This is a genomic window from Mycetocola zhadangensis, from assembly GCF_003668565.1.
Classification (GTDB): domain Bacteria; phylum Actinomycetota; class Actinomycetes; order Actinomycetales; family Microbacteriaceae; genus Mycetocola_A; species Mycetocola_A zhadangensis.
Genome location: NZ_RCWJ01000001.1, coordinates 1,255,683 through 1,270,366, shown reverse-complemented (window position 1 = coordinate 1,270,366; position 14,684 = coordinate 1,255,683). Strand labels below are relative to the sequence as shown.

The 14,684-nt window shown below is 63.2% G+C and carries 20 protein-coding genes; 9 read left to right on the top strand and 11 right to left on the bottom strand.

The window, feature by feature from the left end:
* Entirely contained in the window at window positions 1-774 is a 774-nt protein-coding gene (locus D9V28_RS06165) for a PspA/IM30 family protein (protein ID WP_121658756.1), read from the bottom strand.
* A complete protein-coding gene (locus D9V28_RS06160; RefSeq protein ID WP_121658755.1) occupies window positions 771-1,397 on the bottom strand; it encodes a hypothetical protein in 627 nt (208 codons plus the stop codon). The genes D9V28_RS06165 and D9V28_RS06160 overlap by 4 nt, the downstream gene beginning before the upstream one ends.
* A gap of 270 nt (window positions 1,398-1,667) precedes the next feature.
* Between D9V28_RS06160 and D9V28_RS06155 the strand changes: the two genes are divergently transcribed.
* The 5 genes from D9V28_RS06155 to D9V28_RS06135 all read left to right on the top strand — a co-directional run bounded on the left by D9V28_RS06155 (window position 1,668) and on the right by D9V28_RS06135 (window position 4,592).
* Window positions 1,668-1,961 carry a hypothetical protein gene (locus tag D9V28_RS06155; RefSeq protein ID WP_121658754.1) on the top strand — a complete coding sequence of 98 codons (294 nt, stop codon included), beginning with the start codon at window positions 1,668-1,670 and terminating at the stop codon, window positions 1,959-1,961.
* A gap of 159 nt (window positions 1,962-2,120) precedes the next feature.
* Window positions 2,121-2,543, top strand: a complete 423-nt coding sequence (locus tag D9V28_RS06150; protein WP_147440920.1) for a hypothetical protein — start codon at window positions 2,121-2,123, stop codon at window positions 2,541-2,543.
* A gap of 69 nt (window positions 2,544-2,612) precedes the next feature.
* Complete coding sequence (locus D9V28_RS06145) at window positions 2,613-3,434, top strand: hypothetical protein (RefSeq protein WP_121658752.1); 822 nt, start codon at window positions 2,613-2,615, stop codon at window positions 3,432-3,434.
* A 177-nt stretch (window positions 3,435-3,611) separates the two neighbouring features.
* Window positions 3,612-4,103: a pyridoxamine 5'-phosphate oxidase family protein gene (locus D9V28_RS06140; protein ID WP_121658751.1), complete on the top strand. Its 492-nt coding sequence runs from the start codon at window positions 3,612-3,614 to the stop codon at window positions 4,101-4,103.
* 27 nt (window positions 4,104-4,130) lie between these two features.
* Window positions 4,131-4,592, top strand: coding sequence for an SRPBCC domain-containing protein (locus D9V28_RS06135; RefSeq protein WP_121658750.1), 462 nt, complete (start codon window positions 4,131-4,133; stop codon window positions 4,590-4,592).
* A gap of 18 nt (window positions 4,593-4,610) precedes the next feature.
* On the opposite strand, the gene D9V28_RS06130 is transcribed toward D9V28_RS06135, so the two are convergent.
* Window positions 4,611-5,084 carry a winged helix-turn-helix transcriptional regulator gene (locus D9V28_RS06130; RefSeq protein WP_121658749.1) on the bottom strand — a complete coding sequence of 158 codons (474 nt, stop codon included), beginning with the start codon at window positions 5,082-5,084 and terminating at the stop codon, window positions 4,611-4,613.
* A 74-nt stretch (window positions 5,085-5,158) separates the two neighbouring features.
* On the opposite strand from D9V28_RS06130, the gene D9V28_RS06125 reads away from it, so the two are divergent.
* Window positions 5,159-5,677 carry an SRPBCC family protein gene (locus D9V28_RS06125; RefSeq protein WP_229727736.1) on the top strand — a complete coding sequence of 173 codons (519 nt, stop codon included), beginning with the start codon at window positions 5,159-5,161 and terminating at the stop codon, window positions 5,675-5,677.
* A 107-nt stretch (window positions 5,678-5,784) separates the two neighbouring features.
* Window positions 5,785-6,678 carry a formylglycine-generating enzyme family protein gene (locus tag D9V28_RS06120; RefSeq protein ID WP_121658929.1) on the top strand — a complete coding sequence of 298 codons (894 nt, stop codon included), beginning with the start codon at window positions 5,785-5,787 and terminating at the stop codon, window positions 6,676-6,678.
* 17 nt (window positions 6,679-6,695) lie between these two features.
* Here D9V28_RS06120 and D9V28_RS06115 read toward each other — a convergent pair whose 3' ends face one another.
* The gene (locus tag D9V28_RS06115) at window positions 6,696-7,523 is read right to left on the bottom strand and encodes a zinc-ribbon domain-containing protein (protein ID WP_121658748.1); all 828 of its coding nucleotides are present in this window, start codon (window positions 7,521-7,523) and stop codon (window positions 6,696-6,698) included.
* A gap of 154 nt (window positions 7,524-7,677) precedes the next feature.
* Here D9V28_RS06115 and D9V28_RS06110 point away from each other — a divergent pair, with 154 nt between their 5' ends.
* A complete protein-coding gene (locus D9V28_RS06110) occupies window positions 7,678-8,070 on the top strand; it encodes a hypothetical protein (protein WP_121658747.1) in 393 nt (130 codons plus the stop codon).
* A 70-nt stretch (window positions 8,071-8,140) separates the two neighbouring features.
* On the opposite strand, the gene D9V28_RS06105 is transcribed toward D9V28_RS06110, so the two are convergent.
* From D9V28_RS06105 to D9V28_RS06085, 5 genes are all read right to left on the bottom strand, one after another.
* Window positions 8,141-8,977 carry an ABC transporter permease gene (locus D9V28_RS06105; protein ID WP_121658746.1) on the bottom strand — a complete coding sequence of 279 codons (837 nt, stop codon included), beginning with the start codon at window positions 8,975-8,977 and terminating at the stop codon, window positions 8,141-8,143.
* A complete protein-coding gene (locus D9V28_RS06100; RefSeq protein WP_121658745.1) occupies window positions 8,974-9,918 on the bottom strand; it encodes an ATP-binding cassette domain-containing protein in 945 nt (314 codons plus the stop codon). The genes D9V28_RS06105 and D9V28_RS06100 overlap by 4 nt, the downstream gene beginning before the upstream one ends.
* The gene (locus D9V28_RS06095; protein WP_121658928.1) at window positions 9,915-10,793 is read right to left on the bottom strand and encodes a DUF4097 family beta strand repeat-containing protein; all 879 of its coding nucleotides are present in this window, start codon (window positions 10,791-10,793) and stop codon (window positions 9,915-9,917) included. The genes D9V28_RS06100 and D9V28_RS06095 overlap by 4 nt, the downstream gene beginning before the upstream one ends.
* Before the next feature lie 74 nt (window positions 10,794-10,867).
* Complete coding sequence (locus D9V28_RS06090) at window positions 10,868-11,356, bottom strand: histidine kinase (RefSeq protein ID WP_121658744.1); 489 nt, start codon at window positions 11,354-11,356, stop codon at window positions 10,868-10,870.
* Window positions 11,357-11,404: 48 nt separating this feature from the next.
* Entirely contained in the window at window positions 11,405-12,082 is a 678-nt protein-coding gene (locus D9V28_RS06085; protein WP_121658927.1) for a DNA alkylation repair protein, read from the bottom strand.
* Window positions 12,083-12,207: 125 nt separating this feature from the next.
* On the opposite strand from D9V28_RS06085, the gene arfB reads away from it, so the two are divergent.
* The gene (gene arfB / locus D9V28_RS06080) at window positions 12,208-12,630 is read left to right on the top strand and encodes an alternative ribosome rescue aminoacyl-tRNA hydrolase ArfB (protein WP_121658743.1); all 423 of its coding nucleotides are present in this window, start codon (window positions 12,208-12,210) and stop codon (window positions 12,628-12,630) included.
* 474 nt (window positions 12,631-13,104) lie between these two features.
* Here the strand turns inward: arfB and D9V28_RS06070 are convergent, their stop codons facing one another.
* Both D9V28_RS06070 and D9V28_RS06065 read right to left on the bottom strand, forming a co-directional pair.
* The gene (locus tag D9V28_RS06070; protein WP_121658741.1) at window positions 13,105-13,890 is read right to left on the bottom strand and encodes an alpha/beta fold hydrolase; all 786 of its coding nucleotides are present in this window, start codon (window positions 13,888-13,890) and stop codon (window positions 13,105-13,107) included.
* 160 nt (window positions 13,891-14,050) lie between these two features.
* Window positions 14,051-14,656: a LysE/ArgO family amino acid transporter gene (locus D9V28_RS06065; protein ID WP_121658740.1), complete on the bottom strand. Its 606-nt coding sequence runs from the start codon at window positions 14,654-14,656 to the stop codon at window positions 14,051-14,053.
* Between the last annotated feature and the right edge of the window lie 28 nt (window positions 14,657-14,684).

Sequence of the window (14,684 nt, the reverse complement as noted above, 5' to 3'; positions counted from 1 at the left end):
TTAGCGCGGGCCCTGGCCAATACTCAACCACGCGTCAGGGCCCCCGCCGGGCCGGTCAGCACCAGAACTGTCCGAGGACGCGCCCGAGTTCTTGAGCGCCCGCAGTTGCCGCTCGACCTCAGCTTGCGCTGCGCCGGCTGAGAGCTGGCGCTCGAGGTCGGCATCGGGCGAGGCGGTGAGGTCTTCAAGGGCGCCGCTGGCGAGCAACTCGTCGGTCGCCGCCGCACGGGCCTGCATCTGGGCGACCCGATCTTTGGCGCGGTTGAGGTTCGCACCAACGTCACTCATGTATGAGCCAAGACCAGCGGCGGCTTCGTTCGCCCTGACCTGGGCCTCGGAAGCGGTGTATGTCGCTTTGATCGTCTCTTTCTCGACCCGAAAGTTAGCCACACGTTCCGCGAGTCGGCGCTCATTCTCCTGCAATTGCGTCTGCTGCAGGAGCAGCGCCGCATGCTGCTCACGCACCGTTGCGACCTGTCGCTCAAGGAGGGAGCGGCGCTCGAGTGCGGTTCGTGCGAGGTCCTCCCGCCCCTGACTCAGCGCCTCTTGCGCCTGTTCGGTCAGCCGTTGATACCGGTTGCCCATCTCCTGGCCCTGCAACTCGATCCGTTTTTTGCCCGTCGCGACCGCGGCAAGTCCCTGACGCACCTGTTGCAGCATCTTCACTTGCTCGTCGTAGCTGTCGTCGAGCGCTTCGCGCGGGTCTTCCAGCCGGTCGACGACGTGCGTCGCCTTGATGCGGAATACGGCTCGCAAACGTGAAGTCAGGCTCATGGCTTGTTTCCTCTGCTCAGGCGGTTCATCTCAAGGGGGTTCGACCCGTGCTGTCGTCGATTTTGTCGTGCGTCGTAACCGTTGAGGTTGTGCAGCTCGCGGAGTCCAGCGTTCATCGCCGAGACCTCGATGTCGACATCCGACCGGAGCCTTTCCAACCCAGCGTCGGATTCTTCCGCGAGGCCAGTAGCGACGACGGAGCGGAGTTCGTGCACAACGCTCGCCACCGCTTCAACCCGGCGTCTTGCGACCGGTATCGCCTCGGCCAGCACGGCGGGATCGGTCTCGCTCTCCATCAGTCGCAACTGCGACTCGAGCGCAATTCCCTCGGCCTGGATGCGGCGGAAGAGCCGCGGTATCTCACCGTGTGCATACTCGCTATGCGCGGCAAGGTCTACCGCCGCCTGACCGCTTGCGAGCGAATTGTCGAGGCGCAGTCGCAGCGAAAGGACCTCGTGCCGCCGCCCCAGACTCAGTCGGGTGCGTGTGCGGAGCATCGCTCCGCTGACGGCGCGGCTGCGCCGCATCCTTCTATAGAAGTTTCGGACAACCAGTGCGACTGCGGCGAGCGAGCCGAGGTAAATCAGGAGAAACCCGGCCAGAACCCACTCAAGCATCGTCATGACTGATCCCCGCGCTTTACGGACCGGGTCCTGCGCACGCCTTCGTACTTGCTCATCTGCTCACCTTCATTGAGGCGGTTCGTCTCGCCCGCTCGAACTCGGGACGATCTAACGGTTACGCTACCCTCGTTTCCGACAATTTGTCACGTTCCACTGTGGCTCTTCGGTGCTCACGGTGAGCGTGCTCGTTGTGGCGGGGCTGTGCGCGCCGGACTCGGTCACCTGGTTTGGGTGTCTCGGATGGTTCGCCAGAGCTGTTAGCGTCCAAAGATGACAGAGGACAGCTCATCCGAGAGCGTGGCGCCCCACGCGTACTCCATCCCCGCCATCGCTGCGGCGGTCGTCGGAGTCAGCTCCCTCTTCGTGACAAGCATGCCTTTCGTCGCGACGCTACTCGCCATCGCGGCGATCGGCCTGAGCCTCGGAGCGCGACGGCAGCTCAAACTCACGCCGGGCGCGCGAGGATTTTCGCTTTCCCTGATTGGCTTTCTCGCGGCGATCTGGGTTGTCCTGACAACCGGCGTTCCCTCCCTCTTCGCGGCCGCACTCGTGGCGTCTCTCTGACTCACGCTGAGCGTGCGTTTTCGCCGTCCATGGATCGCGAGTTATGGCATCCGTTCGTGAAAAAATGGGCGTTTGAGAACGAATGCGACGAGGGCGCTCAGCCCGGGAGGTGGCTCGCTGAACCCCTAAGATTGGACCCGTCGCCGCACGGCGCCACGGATGGGACTCGAATACATGTTGAAGAAGCTCGGATTGGCGATCGCCGTTGGACTTCTAGCGTGCAGTTTGACCGCTTGCGGAACCGCGAGGGCTGAGAGCACCGAGGATGTCGCCGGAAATCTTGAGTCGGCGATCTCTGCGGTTGAGGGTGTCTCCAGCGTGAATGCCAGGCACAAGGCGAGCATCGGCATGGGTTCGACGGTTAGCGTGCGCGTTACAGCGGAGCCGGGCGCGGTCCTGGACTCGGTTCTCAACGACTCCCTCATGGCCTTCGCCGGGGCCTCCGACGGCATCAGTTCCACCGCTGCCGTCTCGTTTCAGGTCACCGAAGATGGGCAGCAGAACACCATAGCGCCCGATGCCATCGGCCTGCAGAAGAGCCCAACGGTCCGAGAGGTTCGTGATTTCGCCAACGGCCAATAGCGAAAGGCTGACGGCTGTCGTGTGAGCGTCTGCCGTTGCTGCGAAGATAAATCCCGGAAAGGTCGATGAATGGGAACCGAGCAAGACGTCGTGACACTCGAGGCGGAGCTTCTGCTTCCCGATCTTCCGGAGCTTCTCGCGCCGTACCCCGCTTCGCTGCCGGAGCCACGACTTCACGCACGGTGGATCATCGACGAAGAGCTGACCCTGACGTTTATCGAGATCGGCGATATCGCCATGCACGTCGAGACAACCGACGACGATGTCGCATGGCACCTTCACGTCGGCGGCCACGATGGTCCGCCCCTGGAGGGGACACCGTGGGACGAACCGACGACCGCATTGCTCCTCGAGTGGATGGCTGAATTCGTCGGAAAGGTGCACGCCTGCATCGAGATGATCGACGACGACATCTTTGACGCCGTCGACCTGTTTGAGGCTGGAGCGACCTCGGCGCAACTGTCGCCTGCGAGTTTCGAGCCAGAAGACTGGGCGCGTTTCACTCGGAACGACTTCAAACTGTTTCGGGTCAGCATCCCTGGCCACGCCGAACCGCAGATTTGGACGGGCAGCGGCGACGCGTGGCACATGCACGACGAAGAGCGCAACGGCGATGCGGAACTGCTGTGGGCACCGCCGGGATCCGAGGACGAGAATCACATCCACCTCGGTGCGGTGATCATCTCACCCGAGACCGGACTGCCCGCGACGTTCGCAAACCCGGGCATCAATTGGGATGACGTCGGAATGGCCGAGGATGAAGCCATGGACTGGCTGCTTCGTGAGCACAGAAACTGCGTCTGGGCGTCGACCATTCACGATGCGCTCACCGAAGAGGTGCTCAAGGTGCTGGCCGGGTTTACAGCACCGGTACCGTCGCCTCACCGTTAGTACTTTTCCCGGTTCGCGGCCGCGAGCAGGAGCGCGATAGTCGCTTGACAGGATTACCCCTCATTGTTGAAGTGATGCGGACGGGGGAGCTGACTGCCCGCCACTGTGCATGGGTCAGGGTTCCGCGCGACGGTGAAGTGCAGTACTTTGGGGCGACCGCGAGCCCCGGGAGGCACCATGGCGGATCTGACCACCGATGACGTGTGGCGGGTGCTCGAGAAGCAAAACTTCATGGTGGTGGGAATGGTCTCGGCTCGGGGCAAGGCTCGCACCGCCGGCGTGATGCCGTTCACCCTGGATCGCACGCTTTGGTTCACAACCAATGACAGGGAGTGGAAGGCACGTCACATCGCGTTCAATCCCGAGGTGTCGGTGACGGTGGCGATCCCGAAACGGGTACCGCTCCTGCCGTGGATCAAAGTTCCTGCCGCCACCATCACGTTCTCGGGAATCGCGGAGGTGATGCCAGCGACACGGATGCCTGACGCCGCGCGGCAGGCGCTCACTCAGGGACTCACGCTTAGCGAAGACGGGGGCGCGCACGGCTCACTGCTCGGTATCGGTGTTCGCCCCGTGGGCGACTTCGTGACCTACGGCGTAGGAGTTTCTGTCGTCCGGATGCGTGACACCAATGCGGCGCGCGGGCGAGTGTCGAGCAACGACCAGTGATGTTCGCACATGGCGGGGAGATGAACGGTGAGCCGAACCGATAGAGCGAGCCTGCTGATTCACGCTGACCGAGATCGGGTGTTCGCCGCGCTTACCAGTGAAGAGGCTCTCGTCCGTTGGTTGCCGCCGCAGGGCATGCGCGGGAAATTCGAGCGGTTCGACATGCGCGACGGCGGTTCGTACCGCCTCGTGCTTACCTACGACAACGCATCAGGAGCGCCGGGGAAGACATCGGCTGGCTCGGACGTGTCCGAGGTGCGAGTTGTGCTCCTCGTCCCGGGGGAGCGAGTCGTGCAGGAGGTCGATTTCGAGTCCGACGATCCGGCGTTTCAGGGAACCATGCAAATGGAGTGGGGTCTCCGGGAAGAGCGCGACGGGACAGTTGTCGAATTTGAGGCGAGAAACGTTCCCGTGGGGGTCGGAGCGCGTGACCATGCGGAGGGAATGACGTCTTCGCTCGTCAATCTCGCCTTCTTCCTCGAACCGTAGCGTCGTTGCCCGGGTCGATCACTGTGTCGTCGCTGGTTGTGTGAGTGAGGCGACGACGCTGTCTGCGCCAACAAAGATGCTGCCGCCGTTGCGAACGGTCCTGACGATCAGATCGGTCATGGTCGTCTCATCGCGCCTGACAGCCGCGATCCACTCCGGCGGCGCGTCCGTTTCTGGATCGATACTGGCGCTCCAGTTGGCGATCTCGAGGAGTATCGGGATCAGCCCAAGGCCAGCCTCGGTGAGGTTGTAGACCACTCTTCGCGCATCGGTGGGATCCGGAGTCCGGTCAAGGATGCCATCGGCGTCGAGCCGCGCTAGACGTGCGGCGAGAACGCTGGGCGCAACCGCCTCTTCTGAGGCCAGGAATTCTTTGAAGGTGTGTTTCCCGAAATAGACGATGTCGCGAACGACGAGGAGAGCCCACGGGTCGCCAAAGGCCTCGAGACCGAAGTTGATCGGGCAGTGGGACTTCCCGGTTGTTCGTCTCATGGTGGCCCCTTGACTTCATTTCGCTTTGTGCATCAGAGTGATCTCACTACGTTGATGATAGTGAATGGAGCGACATGATGAGCAACTCGCAACCCACATTTGACGTTCACGCCACCCGAACGTTTCCCGTCTCGGTCGAGGCGGTGTTTGCGGCATGGACCGAAGGGGACCTGGTCAAACAATGGTGGGGTCCGCTCGGCTTCACCTGCCCGATGGCTGAGATGGACGTTCGAAGCGGCGGCGTCTCGGTGGTCGCGATGCGAGCTCCGGCCGAGTTTGGCGGAGCCGTGATGTACAACACGTGGACGTACACCAAAGTCGATCCTCCGAATCGGCTTGAATACGACATGCGGTTCTCCACTCCCGAAGGCCAGCCCATCAGTCCTGCCAGTGCTGGTATCCCGGGCGGTGTGCCGGACTTCGTCCCTCATGTTGTTCTCTTTGATCGGCTGGACGATCATCGCAGCCGAGTGAGCGTCACCGAATCCGGCTACACCGCGCACGACGCCCGTGCCATGTCGCTCGCCGGCCTCGAGGAATGCCTGGACAAGCTCGCCGTTCTCCTCGGCACAGGCTCAACCGCGAACACGTAGACCTCAGAGGAGATGGCGTTCATTGTCGTCGGTGCGCTTCGGCGCATAAGATACGACACCCTGGTATGTCGTGAGGAAGTCTCCTGGAGGTGCACGTGGCGGCGGACATGATTCTGGTTCCCGGCGGAACATTCCGCATGGGCTCGGCCGAGTTCTACCCCGACGAGAGGCCTGTCCATGAAAGGGACGTCGAGTCATTTCGTATCGACCGACTCGAGGTGACCAACGAGGACTACGACCGATTCGTCCGCGAGACCGGATACGTAACGGTGGCCGAACGGGATCTTGATCCAACTCAGTTCCCCGGTGTTGATCCGGCCATTCTGGTTCCGGGTGCGATGGTTTTCACACCTCCGTCTGGCCCGGTCGATCTTCGCAACTGGCGGGGATGGTGGCGGTGGCAGCCTGGCGCATTTTGGCGGCAGCCATCCGGTCCTGGTTCGTCGATCGATCAGAAGCTCAACCATCCGGTCGTTCACGTTGCGTTCGAGGATGCCGTGGCGTTCGCTTCGTGGGCAGGCAAGCGACTGCCTACGGAGACTGAATACGAGTACGCAGCGCGAGGTGGCCTCGATGGCGCGCGGTTTGCGTGGGGCGATGAGCCTTACCCCGACGGGATACCGCGGGCGAACTCCTGGCTCGGTCGTTTCCCGTACGACAACCAGGGGGTTGGCGGCACAGCGCCGGTGGGCTCCTATCCGCCGAACGGATATGGACTTCACGACATGATCGGCAACGTGTGGGAGTGGACATCCGATTTCTACACGGCGCAGCACATCAGGCCGTCTGACGAGCCGGTGAGAGCGCATGGTCGAACGAATCTGCTTGCCGCCGCGAGCGCGGAGGAGGGATTTCCTGAAATGCCTCGGCGTGTCCTCAAAGGAGGATCACACCTGTGCTCCCCGGACTACTGCCTCAGGTTCCGTCCGGCCGCACGATCGCCGCAGGCCGAGGACACGGCGATGAGCCACATCGGATTTCGCTGCGCGCTGGACGCCTGATCGCACAGCTGCAACCCTCAGGTCAGGTAAGCGTTCACCAGAATAGCTCCGCGGATGTCACGGAACGAATCCACAAGTCGCTCGAGACCGCGGGTGGTCACCGAAGACAACTGGAGATCGTGCGGCCCGAGCTTCTCCAGTTTGCCTGTGCGTATTCGCACCACCTCCCACTGGGCCGCACGCAGCAACCGGTCTTTCCGGCGATCCGCCTCTTCCCGTTTGCCGACGTGCTCGAGCCCGTGTCGCCCGGTGCTGTCGTATTCGACGGCGATGCGCAGCTCGGGGAGAACGAGGTCAGGCCAGACCTCGAGGTGATCAAAAAATGGCCGGCTCACGCGCACGGCGTTGAGTCCGGGGGTAACAGCCAAACGTGCGAAAAGGTCAGCTCTCAATTGTGCTTCGACCGCTGACGCGGGCTTGGGAGCGCACGTGCTGACAAACGGCTCGCCGACCGGAAGCCGAGGGGTTTTTGGGCAGACCGGCCGGGCCGGCCTCTGTGGTCGGCGGATCTCCGCTGATTTCGCGGGTCGAACGTGCTGTGGTTTCGCGAGGGACGTGCAGTCCGGACACCACGCTGACCTGCGACGCTCGCGGCTTGGGCGAGCACGTTGCTCGGTTGGAGTGGCGACGAACACGTGCCCGGCGCTGCAGGTCCAGAGCAACAGTACGTCGGCGGCCGGGGGAATTTGGGTCAGCATGATGCCCGCGTTGCGGTCGGGATAGTACTGCCGGATCAACGCCGGATATGGCGCCCACGCCTCGCGGTATGTGCCGATGGCGTATGGCACATCGGTTCCACGGGAGAACTGGCGACGCGCCCACCAGTCCTCGATTCTTTCCGGCATGTCGGCACCGTAACAGGGCCTACTGACATCGACGCTGGTTGTCAACGCCTCACGCGCAACCGGATTGCTTCCTTACCGTAGGCACGTCGGTAGATTCGGCACCGTCAAAGCCTGCCCGACGACGGAAGGGCCAGCATTACAGAGGGGACAACTCGTGGGAAAACTATATGCATTGATGCTCGCAATTGTGCTTGGCAGCCACGGGTTGATTGGGCTGTTTATCGAGGGCGAGCACCTGTTGGCGATCCTCAACGTCGACATCTTCGTGGACGTGGTGTACCTCCTCATGGCAGTTCTCCTCTTTTTCGTCGCGTTGACAGACAGTTCTCCGAACGCGATTCGAGGTTCGTTGTTTGCAGTCGGTGCTGGCCTGCTGGCGATCGGTGGCTTGGGGCTGCTTGATGACACGGTATTCGGGCTCCTGCCGACCGGTCTGACCCTCGTCGACTTCTTCCTCCTGTTTGGAGCGGGAGGGATCTCGGTCATCATGGCTGCCCTGCCGGGGTCAGTCGAGCCCCTCACCTCGGTTGGCCAACCCCTCAACTGAAAGCTGGTCAGAACGACTGGGCGGTAACCACGAACGCTGTGGTTGCCCGTTCGGCGTTCGGGGGGAGTGCTCAGCGCACTGATTTCCGTTCGTAGATGGTCATCGACCAGGCGTAGCCGATCCCCGTTATCACCACACACCAGATGACTGCAAGCACTCCATTCCAGCCAAGGGGGGTGCCGAGCAATAGCGCCCTGACCGTCTCAATGAACGGCGTGAATGGCTGAAACTGCGCGAACCACTGCAACCACGTCGGCATTGACTCGGTTGGCACGAAGCCACTGCCGAGGAAAGGCAGAAAGGTCAGGAGCAGAGGCCAGTTGCTTGCCGTCTCAACCGACTTCGCCTGCATGCCCATGGCCACAGCGATCCAGGTGATGGCAAACGAGATGAAGATGAGGAGACCGGCGACAGCGAACCACTCGAGCAGGTCAGCCGCCGGACGGAAACCGATCAGCACTCCAACACCGAGCACCAGGGTGACGGCGATCAACGCCTGGATGGTATTGCCCAGGACATGCCCGGCGAGCACCGATGCCCTCGAGATCGCCATCGACCGAAACCGGGCCGTGATTCCCTCGGTCATGTCCATCGAAACAGTGGTTGCGGTGCCTCCAGCGCTGCCAGCGATGGTGATGAGCAGAATGCCCGGCATCACGTAGGCGATATACGCTTCGCGTCCGCCGGCGGGATCAACCCCTGGGAGGCCTGCCCCGAGTGTTCCGCCGAAGACATAGACAAACATCAGCAGGATGACGACCGGTCCCAGAATGGTGAACACCGAGAGGCCGGGATAACGGATCATGTGCAGCAGGTTGCGGCGCATCATGGTGACCGCGTCTGCGACGACGTATCCGTGCGGGCGTACGCCGCCCGCGGTTGGCTGTGGGCCTGTAAGAGTGGTCATGACGGTGTGTCCTCGGGTTCGGCCCGGCCGGTGAGGGCGAAGAAGACATCGTCGAGGTCGGGAGTGTGAATGCTGAGGTCATCGACCTCAATGTGAGCCTCGTCCAGTCGGCTTAGAACTGTGCGAAGAGTTCCAACTCCGCCGTCGCTCGGAACCGCGAGCTCCAGCGCTGCGTCTTCGGGCGTTGAGTCGGCGAGGAGACTCGCCGCTCTGCCCAGTCCATCAGCGTCCGCGAACCGGAGTCGAATATGTCCACCGGGAACCAGCCGCTTGAGTTGCTCGGGTGTCCCTTCCGCGACGATCCGGCCTCCGTCGAGCACCGCGATCCGGTCGGCGAGCTGGTCGGCTTCGTCGAGGTGCTGGGTGGTGAGCAGTACGGTGGTTCCCTCGACGACGAGTGCGCGCACGATGTCCCACATGGTGTGGCGACTGCGCGGATCGAGGCCGGTCGTGGGCTCGTCGAGGAAAATCACGCTCGGCGTCGCGACCAGTGTCATTGCCAGATCGAGGCGGCGGCGCATCCCACCGGAATAGGTGGCGAGCGGCTTGCGGGCGGCTTCGACCAGGTCGAACTGTTCAAGAAGTTCAGCGACCCGAGTTTTCGAGCGCTTCGCGCCGAGGTGGCGAAGCCGTGCCATCAGCTGGAGGTTCTCCTCGCCGCTGAGCAGCCCGTCGACTGCGGAAAACTGACCGGTCAGGCCAATCGCAGCGCGCACGCCGTCCGGGTCGCGCGCCACGTCGCATCCGTTCACGAATGCAACACCACCGTCGAGCCGGATCAGGGTGCTGAGGATGTGCACGGTTGTGGTCTTGCCTGCTCCGTTTGGGCCGAGCAACGCGGTGACCGTTCCGGGAGCAACGGTGAGATCGACGCCGTCGAGGACTGCTTTGTCGCCGTAGGACTTTCGAAGTCCTCGGACGTCGATTGCGGGAATATTCATGTCTGTATCCCTTCTGAATGTGCCCGATTTGAAGGGGCACGTGAAATGGCGATGTCGCCGTACTGCGTTCGTGCGCGCACAGCAACTGTCTGTTCGGAGGGTGCGGGAGCACGGTCACCGTCGAGTTCGTTTCGAACCCGGCCGTCTTTGGAAGAGAGGTCAAGCCAGGCTGGGACGCCGGATCGTATGCCGATTGATACGCCGCCGTAGCCGCTCTCGACCTCGATTGAACCGCTCGAGACTTCGCCGATTTCGATGCTGCCGTACGCCGTTTTCGCGGTGACCGAAGCGCTCGCCTGAGAGATTTCGAGGTCGCCGTATGACAGCCGGGCATCGACGTCACCGTGGACTTCTTGGACCCGGATGCTGCCGTGCGATGACTTGAGGACAGCGTCGCCCCTGATGGCACCCGCCCGAATCTGCCCGTGGTCGGCCGTGATCTCAACGTCGCCGTTCGCGGCACCGAGCGTCGCGTTACCGTGGGACGCACGCAACCACAGGTCGCCGGTCGCGTCGACGTTCACGGCGCCCGTGGAGGCTTTGATGCGGGTGGCTCCGAGCCGCCCGACGGTGCGCACGCCACCCACCGAGATGTCAGCGGTGAGCCGCGATCCGGAGGGGAGCTCAACTGTGACGTCGACAGATTCGGCCGGGCCGACCAGAGTGAACCGAGGTTTCGCGCCGGTGACGGTGAGCCTGCGTCCGTCGAACTCGACACTCGTCTCGGCCGCGCCCCTGCGGTCGACCGCCTTATCCGGGTTGGACGGGGCGACGGTCACGATCGTGTCTGTTCGGTTGCTCGCCACAACGTCGATCGCGCCGACTGGGAGGTGAACGGCGAGGTCGATGGGCGCGGGAGTGGGGAAAGTGGGCATGCTGACGCTGTCCTTTCGGTAGGCGTGTTCGGCCATCCCCGCGTCTTCGCGGGGATCAGGGAGGGGCGAGGGCGCTAGCGCGCCCAGCCTGCGAAGTTGTCTCCTGTGCGCAGGCTCCGTTGGGCGGATCGTCGTTGTTTGGGTTGGAGGGCGGAAGCGACAGCTCGGACCAGCCAGGTGTTGACTGACAGACCGTCGGCTGACGCAGCCTCGTCGACCCGCGCCTTAAGAGCGTCGGGCAGGCGAAGTGTGGTTCGGGAGGTGCTGGCATCATCAAGGTCGACGGGGGAGGTCGTTCGATCGTCCCCGTCGGTGTCGATGTTCGGCGAAAGAACGACGAACTCGATCTCCCGTCCGCGAAGACGCACATCGACGGCGCCCGGAGCGAGCTCGCGGGTGATTTCACCGGCCGCGGCCGACAGGGCATCGAGGAGCACAAGCCGCGTTGCGGCGTCGAGGCTGGCTGCGAGCCGTTCAGCGATGGCGCGGGTGTCTTCCGACGCGTGCTCCGTGGCATCCGCCAATTGGCGTTGCAGGTCCTGAACGTACTGCCCGAGTTCCATAGCACCACGGTGACACCACAGTGGTGTCACGTCAAGGGGTCTGTGGTGTCATTTTTCGACGGCTTGCTGGCGGCGGACAATTTCCGCTATCCAGATCGGGGCGTAGGGGGAGGTGCAGTTAGGGGGAGTGGGATAGTCCTTGAGAACTTCCAGGCGCTCACCGATGTCGACGGCCCGGGCGCGGTACTGCGGATGCGAGATGCCAATCTGGGCGAGGCAGCTGTTCATCTCCCATTGAAGCCGGTCGGGTGCATCCTTCATGTCGGTCTCGATGGTGTCGAGCAGCTCCCCAAGATCCACTCCCTCCGGCTTTCTCACCACCCGTTCTGTGGTGAGCGCCCATCCGGCACTCGCAACCACTGGATCGGGGTCGCTGAACCACGCCACCCGTAGTTCGTCCACGTGCGGGCTCTTCTTCACCACGTAATTGACCAGCCAGTCGTGCACCTTGGGGGCACGGGCTTCGCGTAGCTTGGTATCGAGGTCGCTCCGTGAAAAAGCCTTCGGCCGGCAGATCAGGAGAGCCAGCAGCCGGGCGGCGGTGTCGTCGGTTGCCCAAAGGTCGAGCGCCAGCTCGTGTTGCGTTTTCAGACGTTTGGCGATCGCGCGGAGTTTTCCGAGATTGACGCCGTGGTCGTCGCCGTGTCTGTGGTTCACCTCGCGGGCACGCGGGTCGTCAAGCGCAGCTAACTCCGACATCAGTTCGGGTACCGTCGTCCCGGTCATCGTGGTCTGGGTCAACATAGCCTCCCTGTGCTATCCGCGTCAGCACAGCCTACGACGCGGCGTGACTGCGCGCTTCCGTCGCCGAACCGTTCGTTTCCGTGGCCATAACGTGCGACGCTTTTCCTATGGATCTGGAAGTGTCGACCGCGCTGACGATTCCGGCTTCTGAACTCGGATGGCGATTCTCGCGGTCATCGGGGCCGGGTGGGCAGCACGTGAACACCTCGGACAGCCGGGTTGAGCTGTCCTGGAGCGTTCTCGACTCGAGGACGCTGTCTGACGAGCAACGGGACAGACTGCTGTTGCGGTTGCGAGGTCGTCTCATCGCCGGGATTGTCACGGTCACGTCGTCGGAGGAACGTTCGCAGCTGCGGAACCGAGAAGATGCTCTCAAAAAACTCGCCGAGCTTGTGCGCGCGGGTCTCGCACCTGACGGCCCACGTCGACGCCCAACGAAACCGACAAAAGGGTCGAACCGTCGGCGGCTCGCGGCCAAGGGGAGACGAGCGGAGACCAAGCAACACCGACGCCGACCACCGACCGACTAGCGCCCAACCGGTGACGCCGTTCGTGCGAAGGCCCGCGCACGGCGACGCTGGCTCCTTCGAATGCTCGCGCCGACAAGTCTCAAGGCCAGCCAAGCTGGCAGAAACCGCGTCGCCGCGGTTCGTGACGCCGACGTCGGGGTTCGATATCGAGGGAAGTTTTGCAGGTTGTGGGGTGGGCTGGGCAGCGGCAGGGCGGGAAGCTCCGACAGGTCGCGCTCGTCGCGATCCGCGTTTGCAAAGGTCCTCGCCCACCGTCGTACGGACTCGGGATCGGTGGCGGCGTAACTGTCGAGCCGTTCCCAGCCGTCGACGGTAGATCGATAAAAGACCTCGCGGAAGAACGCCCGTGCTTCGCGGTGATAGACCGTCGACACGAGCCAACAACGTCCGGGCGCCACCCACAGCTCACCCGTCGGAACGCGCTCGCTGACGCCCCGCGATGAACTGCCGTGCGGACTCCGAATCATCGTCCGTTCACCGGGGGATCCTCGCCAGGAACTCGGCCAGCTCGTCGGCCATCGGGCCGGGTTCCCAATCGTGGTTCGCGCCTGGCACTCGCTTCCATTCTGCGTTGGGAATCTCAGTGACGATCATTTCGGCGGCGGGCACCATGACGTCGTCGAAGCTGGAGGTTCCCACCATCGCGAGTACTGGCATCCGTCGCTCTGAAAGGAGGTCGGACAGCGGCGCCGACTCTGCCCACGCGAGCGAATCGGCGTCGGGCTGCAGTGTTGCGGCCTGCCCGATCATGGCGGGGATGGTCTTCACGATGTCGAGGATTTCGGGCGGCATGTCACGCATGTAGAAGCTCAGCGCGTTCTCGAGTTCGCCGGCCGTGATGAGGTGGCGGAGTTCGTCGGCGAAGTCGTCGGCTCCGCTGTGTGGCGGAGCGAGTGGCGCTTCCCAGAGAGCAAGCCCCGCAATTGGGAGCCCGCGCGCTGCGGCGAGAAGGGAGATGGAGCAGCCGGAGGAGTGACCGCAGAGAACAGCGCTTCCACCGACCTCGTCGATCAGGGCCGCTAGCGCCGATAGCTCGCGCTCGAGGGTGAATGGGCCTTCAGCGACGCTCTCTCCGCGACCGGGGCGGTCGTAGACCACCGTGGTGAAGCCTTTGCCGGCAAGGAGTTCTCCGGTCTGGCTCGTTCCTGAGTCGATTTCTCGCCAGGGGCCTGCGCCAGCGACGAAGATGAGAGCCGGGCCGGTGCCGCGTCGGTCGAAGGCGATTCGATCGCCGGACTCGGTGGTGACAAAACTGGACACAGGCTTCTCCGATCGATCAGTTTCCTCAGGGTGTCAGGAACCGTTATGCCCGACAAGCCCCGGAGCTGTGGTCACTCTCTCGGCGGGTGGTTCGCACAACCGGCAACCAGCGGCGGTGACGTCGCGCGAGTTGGGGATGGACGGTGAGCATCACCCTGTCCTACAGACCGAGAAGCAGGCTGGTCGCGATCGCAAACATGACGAGCGCGATGCCCGCGTCGAGGATCCGCCAGGCTATCGGTTTCGCAAAGAGCGGTCTCAGGAGCCGTGAGCCATACCCGAGCGCGGTGAACCAGACCACACTCCCGAGCATCGCGCCGAGCCCGAAGAGCCACCGGCTGTCGCCGTAGGTTGCACCGATCGAGCCGAGCAGCACGACCGTATCGAGGTAGACATGCGGGTTCAGCCAGGTTAGCGCGAGGACGGTGGCCACGGCGCTCCTCAGCGGGAGTGCGCTACCGGACGATTCCGCGTTCAATGTGCCGGGCCGCCATGCCCGCATGGCCGAGCGCACTCCGTACCAGATCAAGAACGCGGCCCCACCGATCCGCACCACAACGAGCAGCACATCCGCCGACTCGATGATTGCGCCGAGCCCCCAGATTCCCAAACCGATCAACACCGCGTCAGACAGTGCGCAAATCGCAACGACCCAGAACACGTGTTCGCGGCGAAGACCCTGCCGAAGCACAAAAGCATTTTGAGCGCCAATCGCAATGATGAGGGAAAGGCCAAGGCCAAGGCCAGCCAAAAGAGGAGAGTGCACAGGTTTACGTTAGAGGGTTCCTTCCATC